The sequence below is a fragment of the Yoonia sp. TsM2_T14_4 genome (genome assembly GCF_049602355.1).
In the GTDB taxonomy this organism is placed as follows: Bacteria; Pseudomonadota; Alphaproteobacteria; order Rhodobacterales; family Rhodobacteraceae; genus Yoonia; species Yoonia vestfoldensis_A.
This window is the reverse complement of the sequence record NZ_CP187137.1, coordinates 597,289-617,081: the sequence shown is the minus strand read 5'-3', so window position 1 is coordinate 617,081 and position 19,793 is coordinate 597,289. Positions and strand designations below refer to the sequence as shown.

General features: G+C 60.5%; 22 protein-coding genes and 2 tRNA genes. 20 read left to right on the top strand and 4 right to left on the bottom strand.

Annotated elements, in window-relative coordinates; genetic code table 11:
- Positions 1-84 precede the first annotated feature (84 nt).
- Positions 85-842, top strand: a protein-coding gene (locus ACPF9B_RS02915; protein ID WP_424178364.1) for an IS5 family transposase whose coding sequence is annotated in 2 segments (ribosomal slippage) — positions 85-409 and positions 409-842 — 759 coding nt in all. Because the reading frame shifts where the segments join, the coding sequence is not laid out codon by codon here.
- Between the two features lie 14 nt (positions 843-856).
- On the opposite strand, the gene thyX is transcribed toward ACPF9B_RS02915, so the two are convergent.
- Positions 857-1,762: an FAD-dependent thymidylate synthase gene (thyX, locus tag ACPF9B_RS02910; RefSeq protein ID WP_424179124.1), complete on the bottom strand. Its 906-nt coding sequence runs from the start codon at positions 1,760-1,762 to the stop codon at positions 857-859.
- A gap of 239 nt (positions 1,763-2,001) precedes the next feature.
- Here thyX and ACPF9B_RS02905 point away from each other — a divergent pair, with 239 nt between their 5' ends.
- Complete coding sequence (locus ACPF9B_RS02905; RefSeq protein WP_424179122.1) at positions 2,002-3,438, top strand: hypothetical protein; 1,437 nt, start codon at positions 2,002-2,004, stop codon at positions 3,436-3,438.
- A 140-nt stretch (positions 3,439-3,578) separates the two neighbouring features.
- Here ACPF9B_RS02905 and ACPF9B_RS02900 read toward each other — a convergent pair.
- Positions 3,579-3,653 (bottom strand) — tRNA-Thr (locus ACPF9B_RS02900).
- A gap of 85 nt (positions 3,654-3,738) precedes the next feature.
- Between ACPF9B_RS02900 and ACPF9B_RS02895 the strand changes: the two genes are divergently transcribed.
- From ACPF9B_RS02895 to ACPF9B_RS02845, 11 genes are all read left to right on the top strand, one after another.
- Positions 3,739-3,888 (top strand): hypothetical protein, encoded by a 150-nt coding sequence (locus ACPF9B_RS02895; RefSeq protein WP_007205480.1) that lies wholly within the window; start codon positions 3,739-3,741, stop codon positions 3,886-3,888.
- A 5-nt stretch (positions 3,889-3,893) separates the two neighbouring features.
- The gene (gene murA / locus ACPF9B_RS02890) at positions 3,894-5,159 is read left to right on the top strand and encodes a UDP-N-acetylglucosamine 1-carboxyvinyltransferase (RefSeq protein WP_007205481.1); all 1,266 of its coding nucleotides are present in this window, start codon (positions 3,894-3,896) and stop codon (positions 5,157-5,159) included.
- Complete coding sequence (locus ACPF9B_RS02885; protein WP_007205482.1) at positions 5,156-5,617, top strand: DUF2948 family protein; 462 nt, start codon at positions 5,156-5,158, stop codon at positions 5,615-5,617. The genes murA and ACPF9B_RS02885 overlap by 4 nt, the downstream gene beginning before the upstream one ends.
- A gap of 68 nt (positions 5,618-5,685) precedes the next feature.
- Entirely contained in the window at positions 5,686-6,993 is a 1,308-nt protein-coding gene (gene hisD, locus ACPF9B_RS02880) for a histidinol dehydrogenase (RefSeq protein ID WP_424179120.1), read from the top strand.
- Between the two features lies 1 nt (position 6,994).
- Entirely contained in the window at positions 6,995-7,474 is a 480-nt protein-coding gene (locus ACPF9B_RS02875) for a UPF0262 family protein (RefSeq protein ID WP_007205484.1), read from the top strand.
- 79 nt (positions 7,475-7,553) lie between these two features.
- Positions 7,554-7,958: a low molecular weight phosphatase family protein gene (locus tag ACPF9B_RS02870; RefSeq protein WP_424179118.1), complete on the top strand. Its 405-nt coding sequence runs from the start codon at positions 7,554-7,556 to the stop codon at positions 7,956-7,958.
- A gap of 106 nt (positions 7,959-8,064) precedes the next feature.
- A complete protein-coding gene (gene infA, locus ACPF9B_RS02865) occupies positions 8,065-8,283 on the top strand; it encodes a translation initiation factor IF-1 (RefSeq protein WP_007205486.1) in 219 nt (72 codons plus the stop codon).
- Between the two features lie 51 nt (positions 8,284-8,334).
- Entirely contained in the window at positions 8,335-8,940 is a 606-nt protein-coding gene (locus ACPF9B_RS02860; protein ID WP_007205487.1) for a Maf family protein, read from the top strand.
- Positions 8,937-9,971, top strand: a complete 1,035-nt coding sequence (locus ACPF9B_RS02855; protein ID WP_007205488.1) for a ribonuclease E/G — start codon at positions 8,937-8,939, stop codon at positions 9,969-9,971. Before ACPF9B_RS02860 ends, ACPF9B_RS02855 begins: the two co-directional genes overlap by 4 nt.
- A complete protein-coding gene (locus ACPF9B_RS02850; protein WP_007205489.1) occupies positions 9,971-10,153 on the top strand; it encodes a DNA gyrase inhibitor YacG in 183 nt (60 codons plus the stop codon). Before ACPF9B_RS02855 ends, ACPF9B_RS02850 begins: the two co-directional genes overlap by 1 nt.
- Before the next feature lie 74 nt (positions 10,154-10,227).
- Positions 10,228-10,302: transfer RNA gene (locus ACPF9B_RS02845), tRNA-Phe, on the top strand.
- Between the two features lie 392 nt (positions 10,303-10,694).
- Here ACPF9B_RS02845 and ACPF9B_RS02840 read toward each other — a convergent pair.
- Entirely contained in the window at positions 10,695-11,708 is a 1,014-nt protein-coding gene (locus tag ACPF9B_RS02840; RefSeq protein ID WP_424179112.1) for a helix-turn-helix domain-containing protein, read from the bottom strand.
- Between the two features lie 177 nt (positions 11,709-11,885).
- On the opposite strand from ACPF9B_RS02840, the gene ACPF9B_RS02835 reads away from it, so the two are divergent.
- Genes ACPF9B_RS02835 through ACPF9B_RS02820 form a run of 4 tightly spaced genes read left to right on the top strand, consistent with a single transcriptional unit; the run spans position 11,886 to position 14,280 of the window.
- A complete protein-coding gene (locus tag ACPF9B_RS02835; protein ID WP_424179109.1) occupies positions 11,886-12,635 on the top strand; it encodes an SDR family oxidoreductase in 750 nt (249 codons plus the stop codon).
- 45 nt (positions 12,636-12,680) lie between these two features.
- Positions 12,681-13,175 (top strand): hypothetical protein, encoded by a 495-nt coding sequence (locus ACPF9B_RS02830; RefSeq protein WP_424179107.1) that lies wholly within the window; start codon positions 12,681-12,683, stop codon positions 13,173-13,175.
- A gap of 55 nt (positions 13,176-13,230) precedes the next feature.
- Positions 13,231-13,749 (top strand): hypothetical protein, encoded by a 519-nt coding sequence (locus ACPF9B_RS02825; RefSeq protein ID WP_424179105.1) that lies wholly within the window; start codon positions 13,231-13,233, stop codon positions 13,747-13,749.
- A gap of 18 nt (positions 13,750-13,767) precedes the next feature.
- A complete protein-coding gene (locus ACPF9B_RS02820; RefSeq protein WP_424179103.1) occupies positions 13,768-14,280 on the top strand; it encodes a hypothetical protein in 513 nt (170 codons plus the stop codon).
- A gap of 11 nt (positions 14,281-14,291) precedes the next feature.
- Here ACPF9B_RS02820 and ACPF9B_RS02815 read toward each other — a convergent pair whose 3' ends face one another.
- On the bottom strand, positions 14,292-15,317 hold the full coding sequence (locus ACPF9B_RS02815) for a helix-turn-helix domain-containing protein (RefSeq protein WP_424179101.1): 1,026 nt from the start codon (positions 15,315-15,317) through the stop codon (positions 14,292-14,294).
- 184 nt (positions 15,318-15,501) lie between these two features.
- Between ACPF9B_RS02815 and ACPF9B_RS02810 the strand changes: the two genes are divergently transcribed.
- The 3 genes from ACPF9B_RS02810 to ACPF9B_RS02800 all read left to right on the top strand — a co-directional run bounded on the left by ACPF9B_RS02810 (position 15,502) and on the right by ACPF9B_RS02800 (position 19,751).
- Positions 15,502-15,960, top strand: a complete 459-nt coding sequence (locus ACPF9B_RS02810; protein WP_424179099.1) for a (2Fe-2S)-binding protein — start codon at positions 15,502-15,504, stop codon at positions 15,958-15,960.
- Between the two features lie 3 nt (positions 15,961-15,963).
- On the top strand, positions 15,964-18,207 hold the full coding sequence (locus tag ACPF9B_RS02805; RefSeq protein WP_424179097.1) for a xanthine dehydrogenase family protein molybdopterin-binding subunit: 2,244 nt from the start codon (positions 15,964-15,966) through the stop codon (positions 18,205-18,207).
- Between the two features lie 296 nt (positions 18,208-18,503).
- Entirely contained in the window at positions 18,504-19,751 is a 1,248-nt protein-coding gene (locus ACPF9B_RS02800; RefSeq protein ID WP_424179095.1) for a site-specific integrase, read from the top strand.
- The last annotated feature ends 42 nt before the right edge of the window (positions 19,752-19,793 follow it).

Genomic DNA, 19,793 nt, shown 5'->3' with positions numbered 1-19,793 from the left:
ACGGTGACTAGGGTCAGGACCCATTAAATGCCTTGATGCTGGTTTGTCGTCATGATTCACGACCACCAATGATTTGGGGGTACGATGAGCAATCTTTACTGGCTGACAGAAGATCAGATGGTGCGGCTACGGTCGTATTTCCCAAAGAGCCGAGGTAAGCCGCGCGTCGATGACAGGCATGTTTTGAGCGGCATTATCTTCATCAATCGCAATGGGTTACGCTGGTGTGATGCGCCCGTTGCGTATGGGCCACCCAAGACGCTTTATAATCGCTGGAAACGTTGGAGCGATGCAGGTGTATTCGCTCGGATAATGACAGGCTTGGCAGCGGAGGCACCCGACAATAAGACCATCTCGATCGACGCGACTTACCTCAAAGCACACCGCACGGCCTCAAGCCTGCGGCTTAAAAAGGGGGGCGTGGACGCCTAATCGGTGAGACAAAGGGCGGCATGAACACAAAATTGCATGCTGTCACTGACACCAGCGGCCGCCCAATCCGTTTCTTCATCACGGCTGGTCAGGTCAGCGATTATACCGGTGCCATGGCTTTGCTCAGCAGTCTACCGGATGCTGAATGGCTATTGGCGGATCGGGGTTATGATGCAGATTGGTTCCGGGAAGCCTTAGCAGACAGAGGGACTCGTCCCTGCATCCCAGGTCGAAAGTCACGCAACAAGGTCGTCAGATACGACAAGCGTCGCTACAAACGCCGGAACCGCATCGAGCGCATGTTCGGCAGGCTCAAAGATTGGAGACGCGTCTCAAACCGCTATGATCGTTGCCCCAAGGTCTTCCTATCGGCAATCGCTCTCGCCGCAACCGTCATATTCTGGTTATGAGTCCTGACCCTAACTCACCCAATCACTCCCATAAACTCCCGCCATTCGCCCTTGCTCATGCCGGAGGTATCCTGCGTCACCTCTTCCCCTTTCAGCATACGTTTCACGCAGTCAATCGCCTTGCCGGAGAGTGTGGCCCCGCCCATCCGGTAATCCTCGAAGGCGCCATAGGCGGCGGGCACCCAATCGGCGACGACCTTGCAGATTTCTTCGGCATAGACGCGGATCTCGTATTGCGCGTGGCTGTCGGCGCGCAGGCGCAGGAAGTGGAACAGGTTGTGCAGATCAACCTTCCAGTACCATTGGGTATAGATATTGGCGGGCAGGTTCATCCGCGCCAGTTCGCGCGCCAGCCCCTGCTGGCCCTCGTCGCTGATCATCTCGGCGTAATGGTCGTAACAGCGCGCGGCGTCGTCTTTCAGATAGGCCAGCACGCGCGCGGCCTCATCCCCTGACAAGGCCTCACCGCGGCCCTGGTTGTTGATCACCGATTGCGCAGCCAGATGTTCCGGCGCGGGGATATAAAATTCGCGGTCAAGGATCGAATAGCGCGCGGAATATTCGTTCACGTTGGCTGTCCGGTGCCGGATCCATTGCCGCGCGACAAAGACGGGCAGTTTGACATGTAGCTTGATCTCGCACATCTCGAACGGGGTCGAATGCCAGTGCCGCATCAGATAGCGGATCAGACCTTCGTCGTTCTGCACCGATTTGGTGCCGCGGCCATAGCTGACCCGCGCCGCCTGACAGATCGCGGCGTCATCGCCCATATAATCGATCACGCGGATGAACCCGTGGTCCAGCACGTCATAGGCATTGTAAAGATGCGCCTCCATCCCCGGGGCTGTCGCGCGCAGGGTCGGTTGCGGTTGGGCGCGCAAAGTATCGATTTCGGCCTGCTGGTCGGGGGTGATGGGCATTGCGGTCTCCGGTCTGGGGGATGAGTCTGCCCGCAGTATAGGCAAAGCCATGTGGTGGCAAAACCTCTTGCGGCGTGAAAACGACGCAGACGGCACTGGAGGCGTGTTGACAGACCCGAAGCGGGGCAAGATATCCTATCCAAGGATAGAGTTTTTTAGACGTTAGATAGTATGAGTATAATGTTTTACGCGGCGGCCCTTGCGGTCGCACCTGCCGGTGTCCGGAACGGTTGCGAAAGATGATGCATCTGTGGTTGCGCCACGGGCAGGCGTTATCCGAGCCAGTGGTGACTTTCATCACACGGAAACTGACGGGCCTTGTGCTGGCGGTTTGCGTGACCGGATCGGCGATCAGCGCGCAAACTTCGATCGATCTATCCCTGCAGGAGGCCCGCGATCTTGCCAGACAGGCGCTTTTTGCGGGCGACAGCGCCTTGGCGCTCGATCTTGCGCGTGCGGTGCTGGCGCAGGAGCCCGATGACCGCGCGGCATGGATCCTTGTTGCCGCCGCCGCCCCGCAGCAAGGCGACACCGCCACTGGCCGCAGGGCGGGTGCGCGGGCCTTTGCCCTGTCACAGACCGATGAACACCGCTATGAGGCCGCGCGCCTGACAGCATTGGCCGCCGCCGAAGAAGACAGGTTCATCCTTGCGACCTATTGGCTGCGCCGTGCGCTGATCGTGGCCCCCAATGACGCAGAACGCGCCCAGACCAGGGCCGATGGCAGCGTTATCCGCCGCCTGAACCCGTGGTCCTTTGATCTATCGGCATCGCTGGTGCCGTCTTCTAACGTGAACGGCGGGGCTGCGGGCGGTGTCGCCGCTGCACCGGGCACGCCGACAGGCTCGCTGTCAGATGATGCACAGGCGCTGGCGGGGTGGCGGGGTGCGCTGGGTCTTGGGGCGACTTACCGGCTGCAGGAAAGCCCGACCAGCCGCATCCTGATCGGGACCCAATATCAAGGCGCGCGCATCCGGATCACCGAGGCTGTCAACGTGCCGGACGAGGCGCTGGCAACCGATAAAATCACCTTCAACCTGCGCCATGACCGCGCCTTGGGCATCGGCAGCATCGGGGCGCAGCTGTCCTATGCGGTGGTCGATTACCGCGATCTGGACAATGTGACATTGCAAACCGAGGTGCAGAAATTCGATGTCTGGCAGTTCGATATCGACCGGCGGCTGCCGCTTGGCGACAGGTCCGACATCAGCGTCATGGCAGGGCGCAGCTGGACATCCTATGATCAGGCCCTGATCAGCGATGTGGTGCGTACGACCTTTGGTGCCGCCTATGGTTATGGGTTGCAAAACCGCGACCAGATCAATGCCAGCATCAGCTATGCCGATGCCGCAGGCGGCAATGCGAATTACACATCCACCGAATGGACGGCGCAGATCAGCTATACCCGGGCAGACCCGATTGGCCCACTGTCGCTCAGCATCAGCGGCGGGGCGTCAAAGGCCGATTTTCCCGACTACAGCATCGGCCCTTTCGCTGTCGCGGGTGGTCGCCAAGACACCACTTTGTTTTATGGCGCCACGATCGGTTTTCCCGCTGTCAGCTATGCCGGGTTCACCCCGGTTCTAAATATCACCGGCAGTAATACCGACAGCAATGTCACTCGTTTCACCCGCGACAGCCTGTCAGCGGGCATCACGATCCAGTCAGAGTTTTGATTTGCGGTTCCTGCCACAAGACACATCCTGGGCAGGATGATGCCGGTCGCAAGCAAGTTGAACCTATATCTGCCGACTTGGTGTCCAATGAAACGTCATCAGACTGCAAAGCGCAATATAGCGATATCAAACCATAAAGATGGTGCTGTGAGAGAGGATTGAACTCTCGACCTCACCCTTACCAAGGGTGTGCTCTGCCACTGAGCTACCACAGCATCCGTGAGGCGGGGATTACCGACATTCGCCTGCGCGTGCAAGCCCTCTCTGGACGGTTTTTGCGGGTCTTGCTAACAGGGTGCCATGGACAGCAAAGACAGCAAGCCACAGCCTGCCAAACCCGCCGCAACGCGCGAAGAAAGGTTGAAAGCCGCGCTTAAGGCCAATATGGCCAAGCGCAAGGCACAGGCGCGCGCCCGCGATGCGGGTGCAGACAAACAAAAGAAAGACTAGGCAGCATGGATTCCATTTTGGTCAAGGGCGGTGCGGCACTCAACGGCAAGATCCAGATCGCCGGTGCCAAGAACGCGGCGCTGGCGCTGATGCCCGCGACCCTGCTGTCAGAGGAGCCGCTGACCCTGACCAACGCGCCGCGCCTGTCGGATATCAAAACGATGACAGCACTGCTGCAATCCTTGGGCGTCGAGGTCACGTCGATGCAGAACGGCAAGGTGCAGGTGCTGTCGTCGCATGCCATGACCTCGACCCGCGCGGATTATGAAATCGTGCGCAAGATGCGCGCGTCCAACCTTGTGCTTGGTCCGCTGTTGGCCCGGCATCATCAAGCCATTGTCTCCTTGCCGGGCGGTTGCGCGATTGGCGCGCGGCCGATGGATATTCATGTCACAGCACTTGAAACCATGGGGGCCACGATCGAGTTGAAGGACGGCTATCTGCATGCGACCGCCAAGGGCGGGCTGAAAGGCGCGCGGGTCGCACTGCGGTTTGCCAGCGTGGGCGCCACCGAAAACGTGCTGATGGCCGCCACATTGGCCAAAGGCACGACGATCATCGAAAACGCTGCGCGCGAGCCGGAAATCGTCGATCTCGCCCAATGCCTGCGCCGCATGGGTGCGCAGATCGAGGGTGAAGGCACCAGCACGATCACTATTCAGGGCGTGGACCGGCTGGGCGCTGCGACCCATCCTGTCGTGACCGACCGGATCGAGCTTGGCACCTATATGCTGGCCCCTGTTTTTGCAGGCGGCGCGGTGGAATGTCTGGGTGGACGGATGGATCTGGTCGCGTCTTTCGCCGAAAAGCTGGCCGAGGCCGGTGTGGATGTCTCGGAAACGCCTGACGGGATCTTGGTGAAACGCAACGGCAGCCGCGCAAAGGCTGTCAATGTCACGACGGCCGTGTTCCCCGGCTTTCCGACGGATTTGCAGGCGCAGATGATGGCGATGCTTTGCACTGCGCAGGGGACATCGGTGCTGGAAGAAAAGATTTTCGAAAACCGTTTCATGCACGCCCCCGAACTGATCCGCATGGGGGCCAAGATCGACGTGCAGGGCGGGACCGCCACAGTGCAGGGTGTGGACCGCCTGAAAGGCGCGCCTGTCATGGCGACCGATCTGCGCGCCTCGGTGTCGCTGATCCTTGCGGGGCTGGCGGCAGAAGGTGAGACGCTGGTCAGTCGCGTCTATCACCTTGATCGCGGATACGAACATGTCGAGGAAAAGCTGCGCGCCGTCGGGGCCAATATCGAACGGGTCTCAGCATGACGCAGGACGCCAGTTTCCGCGACGGGGCGGACAAGCCTTTGCGCCTGCGCGCGATGGATGCCGATGATCTGGCAGTGATCGCCGCTATCACGCAGGATGCTGTGTTTCCGGTGTCGGAAATGCGCTGGGACCGCAAGGCGCGCCGCTTTGCCCTGTTGATCAACCGCTTTCGCTGGGAAAACGGGCGTCAGCAGCCCGAACGCGTGCAATCGGTGCTGGCGTTCGAGGATGTGATGGCCGTGCAAAGCCAGGGCATCGACAAGGCCGACAGCGATCTTGTCTGTTCGCTGTTGTCGATCAGTTTTGTGCCGACCGCCGATGGCGCGGGACGGGTCGAACTGATGCTTGCGGGTGATGGCGCGATTGCCTTGAATGTCGAGGCATTGGAAGCCGTGCTGCGCGATGTGACCCAACCCTATGCAGCACCGTCAGGCAAGGCACCCACGCATCCCGACTGATACCCTGACTGATACCATTGAAGCGGCGCACCGTCCCCGCTATGTCCCCTGTCACGAAGGAGACATCAATGCCGCAGTTCCTGTCCACGACCGACCCTGATTTCGAGGCCCGCTTTATCGCCCTTTTGGGAGCGAAACGCGAAGACAGCCCGGATGTGGATCATATCGTGGCCGAAATTATCGCCGATGTGCGCGCGCGCGGCGATCAGGCGGTCATTGACCTGACATCGCGCTTTGACCGGCTTGACCTGACGCCGGACACGTTGCGCTTTACCCCCGCAGAAATCGCCGCCGAATGCGCGCTGGTGTCTGACGAGGACCGTGCCGCGCTGGAACTCGCCGCCGCGCGCATCCGCGCCTATCACAGCCGCCAGATGCCTGACGATGCCAGCTGGACCGATGACACAGGCGCCACGCTCGGCTGGCGCTGGACGCCAGTGTCGGCGGCGGGGCTTTATGTGCCGGGCGGGCTGGCCAGCTATCCGTCTTCGGTGCTGATGAACGCTATTCCGGCCAAGGTCGCGGGGGTTGCGCGCTTGGCCATCGTGGTGCCGACGCCGGACGGTGTGACCAATCCTTTGGTCCTGATGGCGGCACAGATCGCGGGGGTGGACGAAATCTATCGCATCGGCGGCGCGCAGGCGATTGCAGCACTGGCCTATGGCACCCAGACCATCCCGCCCGTGGACAAGATCACAGGGCCGGGCAATGCCTTTGTCGCGGCGGCCAAACGGCGGGTGTTCGGCAAGGTGGGGATCGACATGATCGCAGGGCCGTCGGAGATACTTGTCATCGCGGATCGTGACAATGACCCCGACTGGATCGCGCTTGATCTGTTGTCACAGGCCGAACATGACGAAAGCGCGCAATCGCTGTTGATCACCGATGATGCCGATTTCGGGCGCGCGGTGGCTGCGGCGGTCGATGCCCGGCTGCAAACGCTGGAACGGCGCGCCATTGCGGGGGCCAGCTGGCGCGATTTTGGCGCAATCATCACGGTCGCGGATATGGACGAGGCGGTGGCGCTGTCCGACCGGATCGCACCCGAACATCTGGAACTTTGCACGGCGGATGCCGATGCTTTGGCAGGCCGGATCACCCATGCGGGGGCGATCTTTATTGGCAGTTGGACACCAGAGGCAATCGGCGATTACATAGGCGGGCCAAACCATGTTTTGCCGACCGCGCGGTCGGCCCGTTTTTCGAGTGGATTATCCGTGATGGACTTTATCAAACGCACCACCCTGTCGCGCATGACGCCCGACGCTTTGGCCGCCATCGGTCCCGCCGCCGAACGGCTGGCCAAATCCGAAAGCCTGCAAGCCCATGGGCTGAGCGTGCGCGCGCGGCTTGATCGGCTGAACCGGGGGAGCTGAGATGACGCGCATCGTCAATATCATCCTTGATGACAGCGGATTGCCCGCACCCACGCCCGAGATTGACCAGGAACGCAAGGTCGCGATGTTCGACCTGTTGGAAGACAACAGTTTCGCCATGCCCCCGCGCGACGACCGCGCCGTGCCGGAAGGGCCGTTCAAGCTCGGCCTGTCGATCCGTGAAAAGCGGCTGGTGTTCGATATCCAACTGGAGGACGGAACACCTGCGGGCGCGTTTCATCTATCGCTTGGGCCGTTCCGGCAGGTGGTGAAGGATTATTTCCAGATCTGCGCCAGCTATTTTGATGCGGTGAAAACACTCCCCCCCAGCCAGATCGAAACCATCGACATGGCCCGCCGTGGCATCCACAACGAAGGCGCGCGGGTATTGCAGGAACGGCTCGAAGGTAAGGCCGTGGTCGATAACGACACCGCCCGCCGCCTGTTCACGCTGATCTGTGTGCTGCATTTTGGGGGCTGATGTGGGCGATACCGGCACCTATGCCCCCCTGCCCCAATCGGTGTTGTTTTGCTGCGACCATAATTCCGTTCGGTCCCCGATGGCCGAAGGGATCATGAAGAAACTTTACGGCAAACGCTGTTATGTCCAATCCGTCGGCGTCAAGAACGATATGGAAATAGACGGTTTTGCCATCACGGTCTGTGCCGAAATCGGGGTCGAAGTATCGCGCCACCGGTCGCGGTCATTCGATGAGATGGAACAATGGGGCGATGACCTGTCGTCGTTCGATCTGGTGCTGGCGCTGTCGCCCGCCAGCCAGCGCCGCGCATTAGATCTGACGCAGTTCTTTCATCTTGATGTCGAATACTGGCCGATCATTGACCCCACAGGCATGGGTGACAGCCGCGAGGCGCTTCTGGCATTGTACCGGCAAGCTCGCGACCAGATTCATGACCGGTTGGTCGCCCGCTTTGGTCCTGCGACGGATGATCCGTCCGCGTGACACGCGATCCATTCGCAGCACATGCATATTTACCCTTGAAAAACGAACCGGACAGGCGCATTTAGCAGCGGTTCGCAAAGAGCGGACGAGATATACAGGAGATCACATGGCCAAGGAAGAACTGCTCGAATTCCCAGGTGTCGTGAAAGAACTTCTGCCGAACGCGACATTTCGGGTCGAGCTGGAAAACGGCCATGAGATCATCGCGCATACGGCAGGCAAGATGCGCAAGAACCGCATCCGCGTTCTGGCAGGCGACAAGGTGCAGGTCGAAATGACCCCCTATGACCTGACAAAGGGTCGGATCAATTATCGTTTCAAGTAAGGCGATACCGATGGTTCGCCCTTTGCGGACAGGCGTTTTGCGCCGCGCGACATGACCACCCTGCCCCCCGATACCGGATTGAAACTGATCCTCGGCTCTGGCTCGCCCCGGCGGCTGGAGCTTTTGGCGCAGCTTGGCGTCGTGCCGGACGCTGTGCGCCCGCCCGACATCGACGAAGACGTGCGCCGCGCCGAATTGCCGCGCGATTATGTCAAACGGATCGCCATGGAAAAGCTGGCCGCGATGGTGGCCGATGACGATACCGTTGTGCTATGCGCCGATACGACCGTCGCACTTGGGCGGCGGATCATGGGCAAACCACGTGATGCAGGCGAGGCGGCGGAGTTTCTTTATGCGCTGTCGGGCCGGCGGCACAAGGTCATCACTGCTGTGGCCGTCAAGCGCGGTACGCGGACATGGCTGCGCGATGTACAAAGCACGGTCGCGTTCAAACAATTATCCGATGCCGAAGTGAACGCCTACCTGGCCAGCGGTGACTGGCAGGGCAAGGCGGGCGGCTATGCGATCCAGGGGCCTGCAGGGGCGTTTATCCCGTGGATCAACGGGTCTTATACCGGCATCGTGGGCCTGCCGCTGACCGAAACCGCCGGACTGCTGACCGCCGCCGGCTATTCATTATACAAGGACGCGTTATGAAGGGTCGTAGCATCATCCTCGATCATGTGAACGGGCTTGAAGCCGCGGCATATCTTGTCGATGGCAAGCTTGACGATCTGCTGATCGACCAGACCGACGCCCCGCGCCCCGGTGCGATCTATCGCGCGATCTGCGACCGGCCGATCAAGGGGCAAGGCGGCATGATGCTGCGCCTGCCCGACGGCGACACCGCCTTTCTGCGCGCAGGCAAGGGGCTGCGGCAGGGTCAGGCGCTGCTGGTGCAGGTCACAGGCTATGCCGAAGGCAGCAAGGCCGTCCCTGTGACCGACCGCGTGCTATTCAAAAGCCGCTATGCGATCGTGACACCGGGCAAGCCGGGGCTGAACATCTCGCGCCAGATTGTCGACGAGGACATCCGCGATAATCTGCTGGCTATCGCGCATGCCGCGCATGAGGGAGAGCACGGGCTGATCCTGCGGTCATCTTGCGAAACAGCCGATCCGACCGAGATCGCCGAGGATATCACAGCGATGCTGGACCTTGCCGATGCGGTGCTGGCCGATGCAGACGGTGACAGCCCAGAGGCGCTGACCGAAGGCGACAGCCCGCATGTGCTGGCCTGGCGCGACTGGACCGGCGCAAGCGAGATCGTGACCGTACCGGGCAGCTTTGCCAGCCACGGGGTGCTGGAACAGATCGCGGCATTGGGTCAGGCGCTGGTGCCACTGGGCGAAGGGCAGATGTATGTCGAACCCACCCGCGCGCTGGTCGCCGTGGATGTGAACACAGGCAGCGACACGACCCCTGCAGCGGCGCTGAAGGCCAACCTCGCCGCTGCCCGCGCCTTACCGCGCGCGCTGCGGCTCCGGGGTTTAGGTGGACAGATCAGCGTGGATTTCGTGTCGATGTCCAAGACGCACCGCAAACAGGTTGAACAATCTTTGCGCGCCGCCTTTAAGAACGACCCTGTCGAGACATCGCTGGTCGGCTGGACGCCCATGGGCCTGTTCGAACTGCAGCGCAAACGCGAACGGCTGCCGTTGCCCGCGGACCTGCTGAGGCGGCTGTGATGGCCTGCCCGATCTGTAACCGGCCCACCGACAAGGCCTATCGCCCGTTTTGTTCGCGCCGCTGCGCCGATGTCGATCTGGGTAAATGGCTGACCGGCAGCTACGCAATACCCGCCGGCCGGGACGACGCCGAGGACGATGACCCCGACCTGGCCGAAGACGGTGACGGGAAACTGCATTAAGCCCGCCTTTCCCTCTGGACACCCGCGCAGGCCACGTCTAAAAGCGCGCTACCCGACGGATATTCCGTCCCGGTGCCCGGGTAGCTCAGGGGTAGAGCAGTGGATTGAAAATCCTCGTGTCGGTGGTTCGATTCCGCCCCTGGGCACCATTTAAACAAATAAAATCAATAGCTTAGCCATCGCACATTTTTACAATATGTGTTGCACACTCATCGCACAGTCTTGTCGCGCGTTTGCGGGCTGGAACACTGTGTTGAACACAGTGTTTATGAGTCGTTAGTTGGAACACAGTGTTGGCAACATAATATTTGAAACACAGTCTTTGCTACACAGTGTTTGGGCACGCAGATGAGAACACGATCAGCACACTTGCTGGTGCAGCACTAATCTCACATCATCTATCACTAACGCTAACGGCCCATAGCGGACAGTCGACACAGCAATTGCGTCCTGCGGCGACATTTTGAATAGCCGACATTCGCTGCCGCAGAGAATTGAATACATCTGCGGACTTCTGAAGCGCTAAAGTAACTTGGGCTGCTTACGCGTCTAACTGTGTGATATCTGCGCGAAATGCTTGAGGAGTCGTTCCGGTCCATTTCCGGAAGGCCCGCTGGAACGCGTTGGGATCACGGTAGCCCACGAGGTGCGCGATTTGCTGGTTGTTCATGTCGCTTTTTAGCAAATATCGGATCGCAAGATCTTTTCGCGTTTCGTCCAGCAGCATCTGAAAAGTCGCCCCCTCATCGGCCAGACGCCGCAAGAGGGTGCTCCGGCTCAACTTCAGGCGACCGCAAACGTGGGCGATGTTGGGTTCGGTGATCGAGAACGCCTCCAGCATCGTTGCGCGAACCCTTTCGGACAGGGGTAAGCCTTTGGACTGAATCATCGCCTGGGCTTGAAGGTCCGCCTCAGTGGCCTCCCAAAGCTCGGTGTTTGCAGATATGAATGTCATGCGCGCATCGGCGCGGGCATAGGTCAACATGGCGTCGCCATGCTCGGGGACCTGGCCGAAGACATCTGCCAGACGCTCACGCTCGTCCTGCGGCAGCGGCAGGACCACCCGCAGCGGGCGGATCGCATGACGCGCCAGCGCATTGGCCTGCGCATGCAGATAGATGATCTGGGGGCTAATGAATGTTCCAGGCAAGGGGGCTGTGGCCACGTCCGGTGTGACGCGCACGGTGAACTCGGACGCGCTGCGCGACAGGACGAATTGCATCGGCCCGAATAGGCTTTTGAATTTAGCCATCCGCATCACACCCGTTTCAAAATCCGGCGCGGTGGATAGCGCGAACAGGACCGGGATAGCAGGACCGCCCGCCATCCGTAGCCCAAGCAGCTTTGAGACGTCTTGCTGCCCTGACAAGTCCATGATCGCGGCCCATAGGCGCAGGTATTCTTCGGCAGAAACAAGAAAGGCCCGGTCGTTGCGTTCGGTCGCAATGATGCCCGCACGGGTCAGAACCTCTTCCCATCTGATACCCAGCATCCCGCAGATCGGGCCCGACAGGATGGCGGATGTATAGATCGGGGATCTCTCGTGGCTGCGCATCGGGTGGCCTTTCGCGCGGGGGTTCCGCTGGACGAAGTAGAAACGCTGGCGACATATCCGGCAATGTCCTTGAGCCGATCTGCAAGTCATTGACACGATCTGCAAGTCACAAGCGGTGGAAGTGGACTGTCCAACACGCCTAAGTAGATGATGACCTTGTCACAAGGAGACCCTGACTTGGACCTGACATCGAAGATCATCCTTATCACCGGCGGCGGTTCGGGCATTGGCCTTGAGCTGACTCGGCAGTTTGTGGCTCGCGGCAACACCGTCATCATCTGCGGGCGCGACGCGGGTAGGCTTTCCGAGGCCGCGCATCTGACCGGCGCGCAGGCGATCGCGGGGGATGTGACGGTTGCAGAGGATCAGGAGCGGATCCTATCAGATATTCAGGCGCAGCATGGACGGCTTGATCTGCTCATCAACAACGCGGGCATTTTCCTGGCCTATGATTTCAAGAACGATCCCGACACGCTGCAAAAGATCGAGAACGAGATCGCCATCAACGCGACGGCCCCGCTGACCCTGACGCGGCGCGCCTTGCCGCTGCTGGAGAAAAGCGCACAGCCCGCGGTTCTGTTCATCGGGTCGGGCATCGCCTTTGTCGCATCACCCGGAACGCCGGTCTATTCCGGCACCAAGGCGCTGATCCATCACTGTGCGCAGACCCTGCGCCACCAGTTGCAGCCCCATGGCATCACCGTTTTCGAAGCCCTGCCGCCCGTCGTGGATACCGACATGGCCAAGGCGCTGAAGTCCAACAACTTCAAGAAGATGAAGCCTGCGGACCTGGTGCGCGACATTCTTGAAGGGTTGCGCCGCAACCAGACCGAGATGCTGCTGGGACAATCAGGCCAGATCAAGTGGATGAGCCGGATCGCGCCCGCGTTCCTGTTTCGGCAATTCGCAAAGACCGAGTTTCACTGATCTCCGCGGCGAGTTTCCCTTTTCGACACATCCGAGGTTACGCGAATGTCCTTGTCCCCAAGCCGCAATCTTTTGGTGATGAATGTTCAGATATCGATCAGTCTGGTGACGACGATCATTCTGTGTCGCTGGCTTTTCCCCGGCATCGTGCAGGCGGAGTTTGCGGTGGCCGCCCTCCCGGTCGCTGTCTTGCACATGTTCCGGTTCATAGGTGCGACCGTTGTCATGCCTGGGCAGTTGGACGACGCGATCAGTCACAAGGCCAAGGTGCAGATCGCGATCGGCGATCTGGCGGTTGCGCTAACGGCGGTGCTGTTGACCTTCGCGATCCTCGAAGGGTTTTCAGCGACCGCAATCCGCATGCTGGCCTGGATCTTCGTGATCACCTGCCTGATCGACATGGCGGTCATCCAACGGTTCTTCATCAGGGAACAGTTCTGGGACAAGAAGATGGGCGTCGTCTGGCTGTTTCAGGTGCTTTTGTCGGTTCCCATGGTTCTCGGAGAGGTCTTCGTTCTCTACCGGCTGGTTGTGGGGTGACAATGCAGACCCGCGCCGCATCTCACCGTACCTCTGAAACTCATGGAGACTGAAAATGACACCCATCTACCGCGCCCGTGTCAACGCCCTTGCCATCATACCCTCTGCGGCCTTTTTCGGGGCCAATGCCTTTATCGGGCTGTCGATGGGGGTCTATTGGCTGACCCTCGCGCCCGCCGATTTTGTCGCGCAGTTCTTCCCGCAGTTCAGCACGTTCCTGTTCACGATCATGCCGCTGTTCCTGCTGATGCCCGTGGGCCTGATCCTGTCGGCCCGGTTGGACCGTGATCGGCCCGAGGCGCGGCGCAATTGGCGCATGGCGCTGTGGCTTTATCTGGTGCTGACGCTGATCACGGTTTTCTACCACATGCCGCTGAACGTGCGCCTAGCGGCGGCCATCGGATCGCCCGTGGGCGATGCGTTGTCCTTCTATACCGCCATCGCGCTTGTCGGTCCGGTTACCGAGGACACCGCCTCAACCATCCGCGCGGTCTGGCTGTTGGGCCATATCCCGCGCGTTCTGATCACGCTGGCGATCTCCGTCTATGCCTTGCGCGCTTGCCTCAACCGCTGACCTCCGGAGACCGCGCCCATGACCGACGCTAAGTATCGCAGGATCGTCAACATCATCGCAGTCGTAGCCTCCGCGGCCTTCGCGGGCGGCGGCCTGCTCATCCTGCTGTCCTACGGTATCCGCTGGCTGGGGACCGATCCGCTGGTCTGGCGGTCGGGGTTCTGGGACGAGTTCGTGAACTTCGGCCTCACGATCATTCCGCTCAACATGATCACGCTGGTCGGGCTGGTGCTGTCAGCGCGGCTCGATTGGCAGGACCGACCCATCCGGCGAACCTGGATGATCGCGATCTGGCTTTATGTCGCGAACACAGTGTTCACGCTGGGCTACTTCATTCCGCAGAACATCCTACTGATCTGGGACAGCTATACTGCCGAGCGGGCGTCGCAGGTCCGGGCGACATGGCTGGGGCTCCATGTCCTGCGCGTCGTGATCGCCACCGCCGTGCCAGTTTACGCCATTCTGGCGGCAATCCGTCGGGCGGAGGCCGGGTCAGCCACACGGCAGCAGATTGAGCAACGCGCGCCGTGAAGACTTGGGGCCTACTCCGTCTCTCCCGTCCGCGTCGTCGGGCGCGCCAATGCCTGGCGATAGCCAACCGGCGCCTGGCCAGTCCACCTGCGGAAGCTGCGCGAAAAGCTGTTGGCATCGCGGTAGGCTAAGACATTCGCAATCTCGTCGGCTCGCAAGGTGGTCTTAGTGAGATACCGGATCGCTAGATCGCGCCGCGTGGCGTCCAATACCTCCTGATAGGATGTGCCTTCTTCGCGCAATCGCCTCTGCAACGTGCTGCGGCTGATCCCAAGGGCTAGGCCCACATCCTCGGCCCCTGTGCGTCCTGCGGGCATCAGATCGACCAAGGCCCCACGCACACGATCGGCGACAGGAAGGCGGTCGTTCTGGGTGGCCAGCTTGAGCTTCAGGTCTGCTTCGACATCAGCCCAAAGGGCAGCGTTCTCAGAAATGAACCGGCGCTTGGCATCCTCGGGTGCAAAGGCAACATAGGTGGCCTGTGACCGCTCAGGCATGATGCCCAGATGCCCGGCGATCATGTGCCGTTCCTCTTCAGATCCATCGAAGCCCGCCGCAACCGGGCAGACCAGATGGGCCGTCGCCCCGCGAATATTCTCGACCGCGACCACAAGTTGCAGCGCGCCAAGGCTCGGTGGCATCGGCACGCGGGCATCGACGCTTTCGTATTCCAGCCGCAGCAAATCGCCATCCCGGAACACCCGCATGACGGTCGGACCCAGCAAGGACTTGAACTGCGCCAAACGCCTGAGGCCAGTTTCCATATCGGGCGCGCAGGAGAGTGTGAAAAACACAGGGATGACAGGCCCGCGTGAAATCGCAACGCCAAGATGGGGCACATAATCGGAGCGCGGCGACAACACCTCCATCGTGTTCCAGCAGTCGAAATACTGCTGCGCCGTCACCCGCACTTCGGCCCTGCCAGGCGTAAGGTCGCTAAGGCCAGCGGTCTTGAGCATCACCTGCGGATCGACGCCAAGGATGCGGCACGCCACTTCCGTGGCCATGAAGAGGGAATAGGTTTGTGAATGATCCATGCACACGAACTCTCAAAGTCCTTGCATCAATGCCATGGAGGATTGGGCGGGACCAGCCTATGAATACCGCCTGACCCGATCTGCATGTGCCTGACCATATATGCATATCGCTGAGTTGCGCCGACGGGCCTAGATTGGGGTCATCGCAACGCAAGCCTCATCCACCAGCCGACCGGAGAATGCCATGGACCTTACGATAAACGGCACCAGCCACACGGTCGACCTGCCAAACGACATGCCACTGCTCTGGGCGCTGCGGGACGGTCTGAACATCACCAGCGTGAAATACGGCTGTGGCATTGCCCAATGCGGCGCCTGCACTGTACATATCGGCGGCGAGGCGGTGCGGTCCTGCCAAGTGGCGCTGGCCGATGTCTGGGGCGAAATCACGACGATCGAGGGGCTGGGCACGAGTGATGCGCTGCACGCCATCCAGGCGGCATGGATCGAGCACCAGGTGGCGCAATGCGGCTATTGCCAGTCTGGCCAGATTCTGCAGGCCGCTGACCTACTGGCCCGCAACCCGCAGCCGACAGATGAGGACATAGACGCTGCGATGTCAGGCAATCTGTGCCGCTGCGGGACCTACCCCCGCATTCGCGCCGCCGTCCACGCTGCCGCCAGCGCAATGCGGGAGGTGTGAGCTATGGGACGCGCTAGAACCATTGCCCGCCGCAGTTTCCTAATCGGGTCCGCCTCTATTCTCGGTGGGGTGGCTTTTGGGGCCTATTTCGTCACGCGCCAAACGCCAAACCCTCTGCTTGAGGGGTTGGCTGAGGGAGAGGCCGCACTGACACCCTTCGTCAAGATCACGCCACAGGGCATCACACTCATCGTGCCTCGCGCAGATGTGGGCCAAGGCATTGCCTCGACCCAGGCCATGCTGATCGCCGAGGAGTTGGACATAGACCCGGCCACCGCCACACTCGACCCTGGCCAGCCGCATCAGGCTTATTTCAACGGGACCGTGGCCGCCGAGAGCCTGCCTTTCCCAGCATGGGAGAACGGTTTCGTAGCCAGCACGGTGCGCGAGTTGATGGGCAATGTCGCACGACTGACCAGTTCGCAGTTCACCGGCGGTTCGTCCTCGGTTGCGGATTTGCACGAGACACTGCGTATGGCGGGTGCTACCGCCCGCGAGACCCTAAAAGCCGCCGCTGCGTTCCGCACCGGTGTGCCGCGTGCCGACCTGAGGACTGAAAACGGACAAGTCATTCTGCCCGACGGCACGGGCATTCCCTACACCGATCTTGCGGCACAGGCAGCAGCTATTAAGCCAGTTACTGACGTGACACTTCGCCCTGCCTCCGAGTGGACGCGCTTGGGCAAGCCCTATCAGCGGCTCGATATTGTCGCGAAATCCACTGGAACACAGGACTTCGGCATCGATGTAGTGCTGCCCGGGATGCTGCACGCGACCGTGCGCGCCAACCCTGGGCGCGGCGGTGGCATGGCAGGCTACAACGCCGATGCCGCTCTTACGATGCAAGGCGTGCGGTCGGTGGTCGAGGTGAACGAGGGGCTCGCAGTGATTGCCGACAACACCTGGTTCGCGTTTCAGGCGGCACAGGCGCTGGAGGTCGACTGGTTGCCCCCTGAATATCCCGCCAGTTCCGCCGAAATGTGGCAAGCGCTGATTAATGCTCGTACGGACGCGTTCCGCAACAGCCGTTTGCGCGACGATGGTGATGTTGAAGCAGCGCTTGCGGACGCCACGGTGATCGAGGCCGAATACCGTTCGCCGTTTCTGGCCCATGCTGCATTGGAACCCCTTAGCGCCACCGTGCTGGTCGAGGCGGAGCGGGTGCAGATCTGGACTGCGACGCAGATCCCCGCTGTGGTGCGTGACGCGGCGGTGGAGCTGACTGGTGTCGATCCATCCCGGGTCACTGTTCACGCTCTGCCCGCTGGCGGAAGTTTTGGGCGCAGGCTCGACCATGACTACGTAGTGCATGCGATCCAGATCGCCGCCACAATGCCCGGCACACCCATCAAGACGACATGGAGCCGGGAAGAGGACATGACCCACGACTTCCCTCGCCCCCTGCACTTGGCCGTTGGCCGGGGTGCCGTTGGGAATGGTCGCGTGTTGGCCTATGACCTTGACAGCATCAGCCCTTCACTTGTCTCCTCATGGTTCGGACGCATCTTCATCGTGCCACCGGGGCCTGACACTTTGCTGGTCTGGGGTGCCTTCGACCAGCCCTACGCCATCCCCAACTACCGCGTGACAGGCTATGCCGCGCCGCCGATGATGCCGATTGGCTCATGGCGTTCGCCCGGGGCCTGCTCCAACAGCTTCTTTCACGAAAGCTTCTTGTCCGAACTCATCCACGCCGCCGGCGCTGACCCGCTGGAGGAACGGCTGCGTCTGATCGCCGACGCGGACAGTCGCCGCGTTCTGGAGGCTGTGGGCGAAATGTCGAACTGGAACGGTGCCGATATAGGGCCGGGACGCGGGCGGGGCATTGCCTTTGCCCATACCCATGGCGTGCCCGTGGCCGAGGTCATTGACGTGACCATGACAGACCGTGGCATCCGCATCGACGAGGTCTGGATCGCCGCCGATTGCGGTACCGTCTTTGACCCGGTCAACGCCGAGGCCCAGCTTACCGGCGCAGCCATCTTTGGTCTCGGCCACGCGATGAATTGTGAGCTGACCTACGAAAACCACGCTGTACAGCAGACCAATTTCCATGCGTTTGAAGGGATGCGCCTGCACCAGACGCCGCTGTTCCACACACGGCTTTTAGAGCGCTCCGAACAGGTCCGCGGATTGGGTGAACCCGCAACGGCCCCGGCGGCCCCGGCACTGGCTGATGCCATATTTGCCGCGACGGGCCAGCGCTTGCGCGAAATGCCGTTCAGCAGATCGGTAGAGTTCGCATGAGTGCCCATGTGCGCATGCCTTTGATCAGCCTAGCCAAATGAACCGTATAGCTGCCGTTTGAACCTTCACTTCACACGGTTGCGTCTACATCACCAATGTGACCAGCGACAGGCCGCTTTCCTCCCTGAGAGTTCGGCCGCATCGATGGCCTCGAAGACTGCTTTCCGCCGTCCTTCTCGGAATTTCTAGTTCCGTCATGACGCGCCCAGCCAAATACGCAAATAAGCCCACAATCTTTCTGGCTGACAACACCAACACAAAACCATAGTGTGCGATAACGCTGGAGGAACAGCAGCATGGTCGCACTCAAACCTGATACGCACGTGCTGCTGGACGGCGCTGTTAAGGTCTACAAGCGCGGCAACAGCAGGCTGTGGCAGGCAACGTTCAAGATCGACCAGCACTGGGTGCGCATCAGCACTGGCAAGCAGGATCTTGAAGAGGCCAAGACAGCGGCGCGTGATCAGTACCTTGAGTACAGGTTTCGCGCCAAACACGATCTGCCCGTTGTGACCAAACGCTTTGAGGACGTGGCGCGGCTGGCCATTGTGGACATGCAGCGGCAGCTGGATGCGGGCGCAGGGCGTAAGGTTTTCAAGGATTACATCACAGCGCTGCACCGCTACTTCATCCCGTTCTTTGGTAAGACCTTTATCACCAGCATCGACCACGACAGGATTCAGGCGTTCAATGCGTGGCGGGTCACTGTAATTGGCCATGAACCAAAGGCAAGTACGCTAAACACGCACAACTCGGCCATGAACAGGGTCTATGCCGAAGCAGTGTCGCGCGGCTTTGTCATGCAGGCCAAGGTGCCGATCTTAGCCAACAATGGTGAGGGCGCACAGCGCAGGCCAGACTTCAGTTTGGCCGATTATCGCACCATGATCCGCAAACTGCCCTATTGGATTGAGCAGGGCAAAGGCGGCAAGTCACGCGATATGCGCGAGCTGCTGCGCGACTATGTGCTGATCGTTGCCAACACCGGCATGCGCCCCGGAACAGAGGATCAAAACCTGCGCTGGAAGCACGTTACAGTGTTCACAGAAAACGGTCTGGACTATGTGGAATTCTACCTTGCTGGCAAAACCAAGCCTCGTGAAGCCATCGGTCGGTCGGGCACCATCGACTATCTGCGGCGCATTCATTCACGCACAGACGCCATCAAGCACATACCCTTTGAAGTAATGCTCAAGCAAAAGCTGGACCTGCCAGTGTTCTGTCTACCGGACGGGTCAGTCACTGAGCATCTGCGCCAGACCTTCAAAGCATTTCTGACTGCATCTGACTTGTTGAAGTGTCCCAAGACCGGCGAGAACCGCGTGCTGTACAGTCTGCGGCACACCTATGCCACGTTCGCGCTAGTAAACGATGGTATGGAAATCCACGCTCTGGCCAAACAGATGGGCACGTCTATCGGCATGATCGAGCTGCACTACAGCCACCTGACCCCGCGTATGAAGAAGGACATGTTCACAGGGCGGCGGTTTGTGCCAGAAAGCGAATATCGTGCGCTGGGTCAGGTGGACGGCAACGAGGATTGATGTAAAGGGCGGTCTCCGGACGTTCGCTGCATGTGCATGCTA

Coding starts and splice junctions, on each gene's coding strand:
- ACPF9B_RS02825 (WP_424179105.1), top strand. CDS start 13,231: ATGACACCCATCTACCGCGCCCGTGTCAACGCCCTTGCCATCATACCC.
- ACPF9B_RS02830 (WP_424179107.1), top strand. CDS start 12,681: ATGTCCTTGTCCCCAAGCCGCAATCTTTTGGTGATGAATGTTCAGATA.
- infA (WP_007205486.1), top strand. CDS start 8,065: ATGGCCAAGGAAGAACTGCTCGAATTCCCAGGTGTCGTGAAAGAACTT.
- ACPF9B_RS02885 (WP_007205482.1), top strand. CDS start 5,156: ATGACGCAGGACGCCAGTTTCCGCGACGGGGCGGACAAGCCTTTGCGC.
- ACPF9B_RS02905 (WP_424179122.1), top strand. CDS start 2,002: ATGATGCATCTGTGGTTGCGCCACGGGCAGGCGTTATCCGAGCCAGTG.
- ACPF9B_RS02860 (WP_007205487.1), top strand. CDS start 8,335: ATGACCACCCTGCCCCCCGATACCGGATTGAAACTGATCCTCGGCTCT.
- ACPF9B_RS02805 (WP_424179097.1), top strand. CDS start 15,964: ATGGGACGCGCTAGAACCATTGCCCGCCGCAGTTTCCTAATCGGGTCC.
- ACPF9B_RS02840 (WP_424179112.1), bottom strand. CDS start 11,708: ATGCGCAGCCACGAGAGATCCCCGATCTATACATCCGCCATCCTGTCG.
- ACPF9B_RS02815 (WP_424179101.1), bottom strand. CDS start 15,317: ATGGATCATTCACAAACCTATTCCCTCTTCATGGCCACGGAAGTGGCG.
- ACPF9B_RS02875 (WP_007205484.1), top strand. CDS start 6,995: ATGACGCGCATCGTCAATATCATCCTTGATGACAGCGGATTGCCCGCA.
- thyX (WP_424179124.1), bottom strand. CDS start 1,762: ATGCCCATCACCCCCGACCAGCAGGCCGAAATCGATACTTTGCGCGCC.
- murA (WP_007205481.1), top strand. CDS start 3,894: ATGGATTCCATTTTGGTCAAGGGCGGTGCGGCACTCAACGGCAAGATC.
- ACPF9B_RS02895 (WP_007205480.1), top strand. CDS start 3,739: ATGGACAGCAAAGACAGCAAGCCACAGCCTGCCAAACCCGCCGCAACG.
- ACPF9B_RS02820 (WP_424179103.1), top strand. CDS start 13,768: ATGACCGACGCTAAGTATCGCAGGATCGTCAACATCATCGCAGTCGTA.
- ACPF9B_RS02810 (WP_424179099.1), top strand. CDS start 15,502: ATGGACCTTACGATAAACGGCACCAGCCACACGGTCGACCTGCCAAAC.
- ACPF9B_RS02870 (WP_424179118.1), top strand. CDS start 7,554: ATGGCCGAAGGGATCATGAAGAAACTTTACGGCAAACGCTGTTATGTC.
- ACPF9B_RS02800 (WP_424179095.1), top strand. CDS start 18,504: ATGGTCGCACTCAAACCTGATACGCACGTGCTGCTGGACGGCGCTGTT.
- hisD (WP_424179120.1), top strand. CDS start 5,686: ATGCCGCAGTTCCTGTCCACGACCGACCCTGATTTCGAGGCCCGCTTT.
- ACPF9B_RS02855 (WP_007205488.1), top strand. CDS start 8,937: ATGAAGGGTCGTAGCATCATCCTCGATCATGTGAACGGGCTTGAAGCC.
- ACPF9B_RS02850 (WP_007205489.1), top strand. CDS start 9,971: ATGGCCTGCCCGATCTGTAACCGGCCCACCGACAAGGCCTATCGCCCG.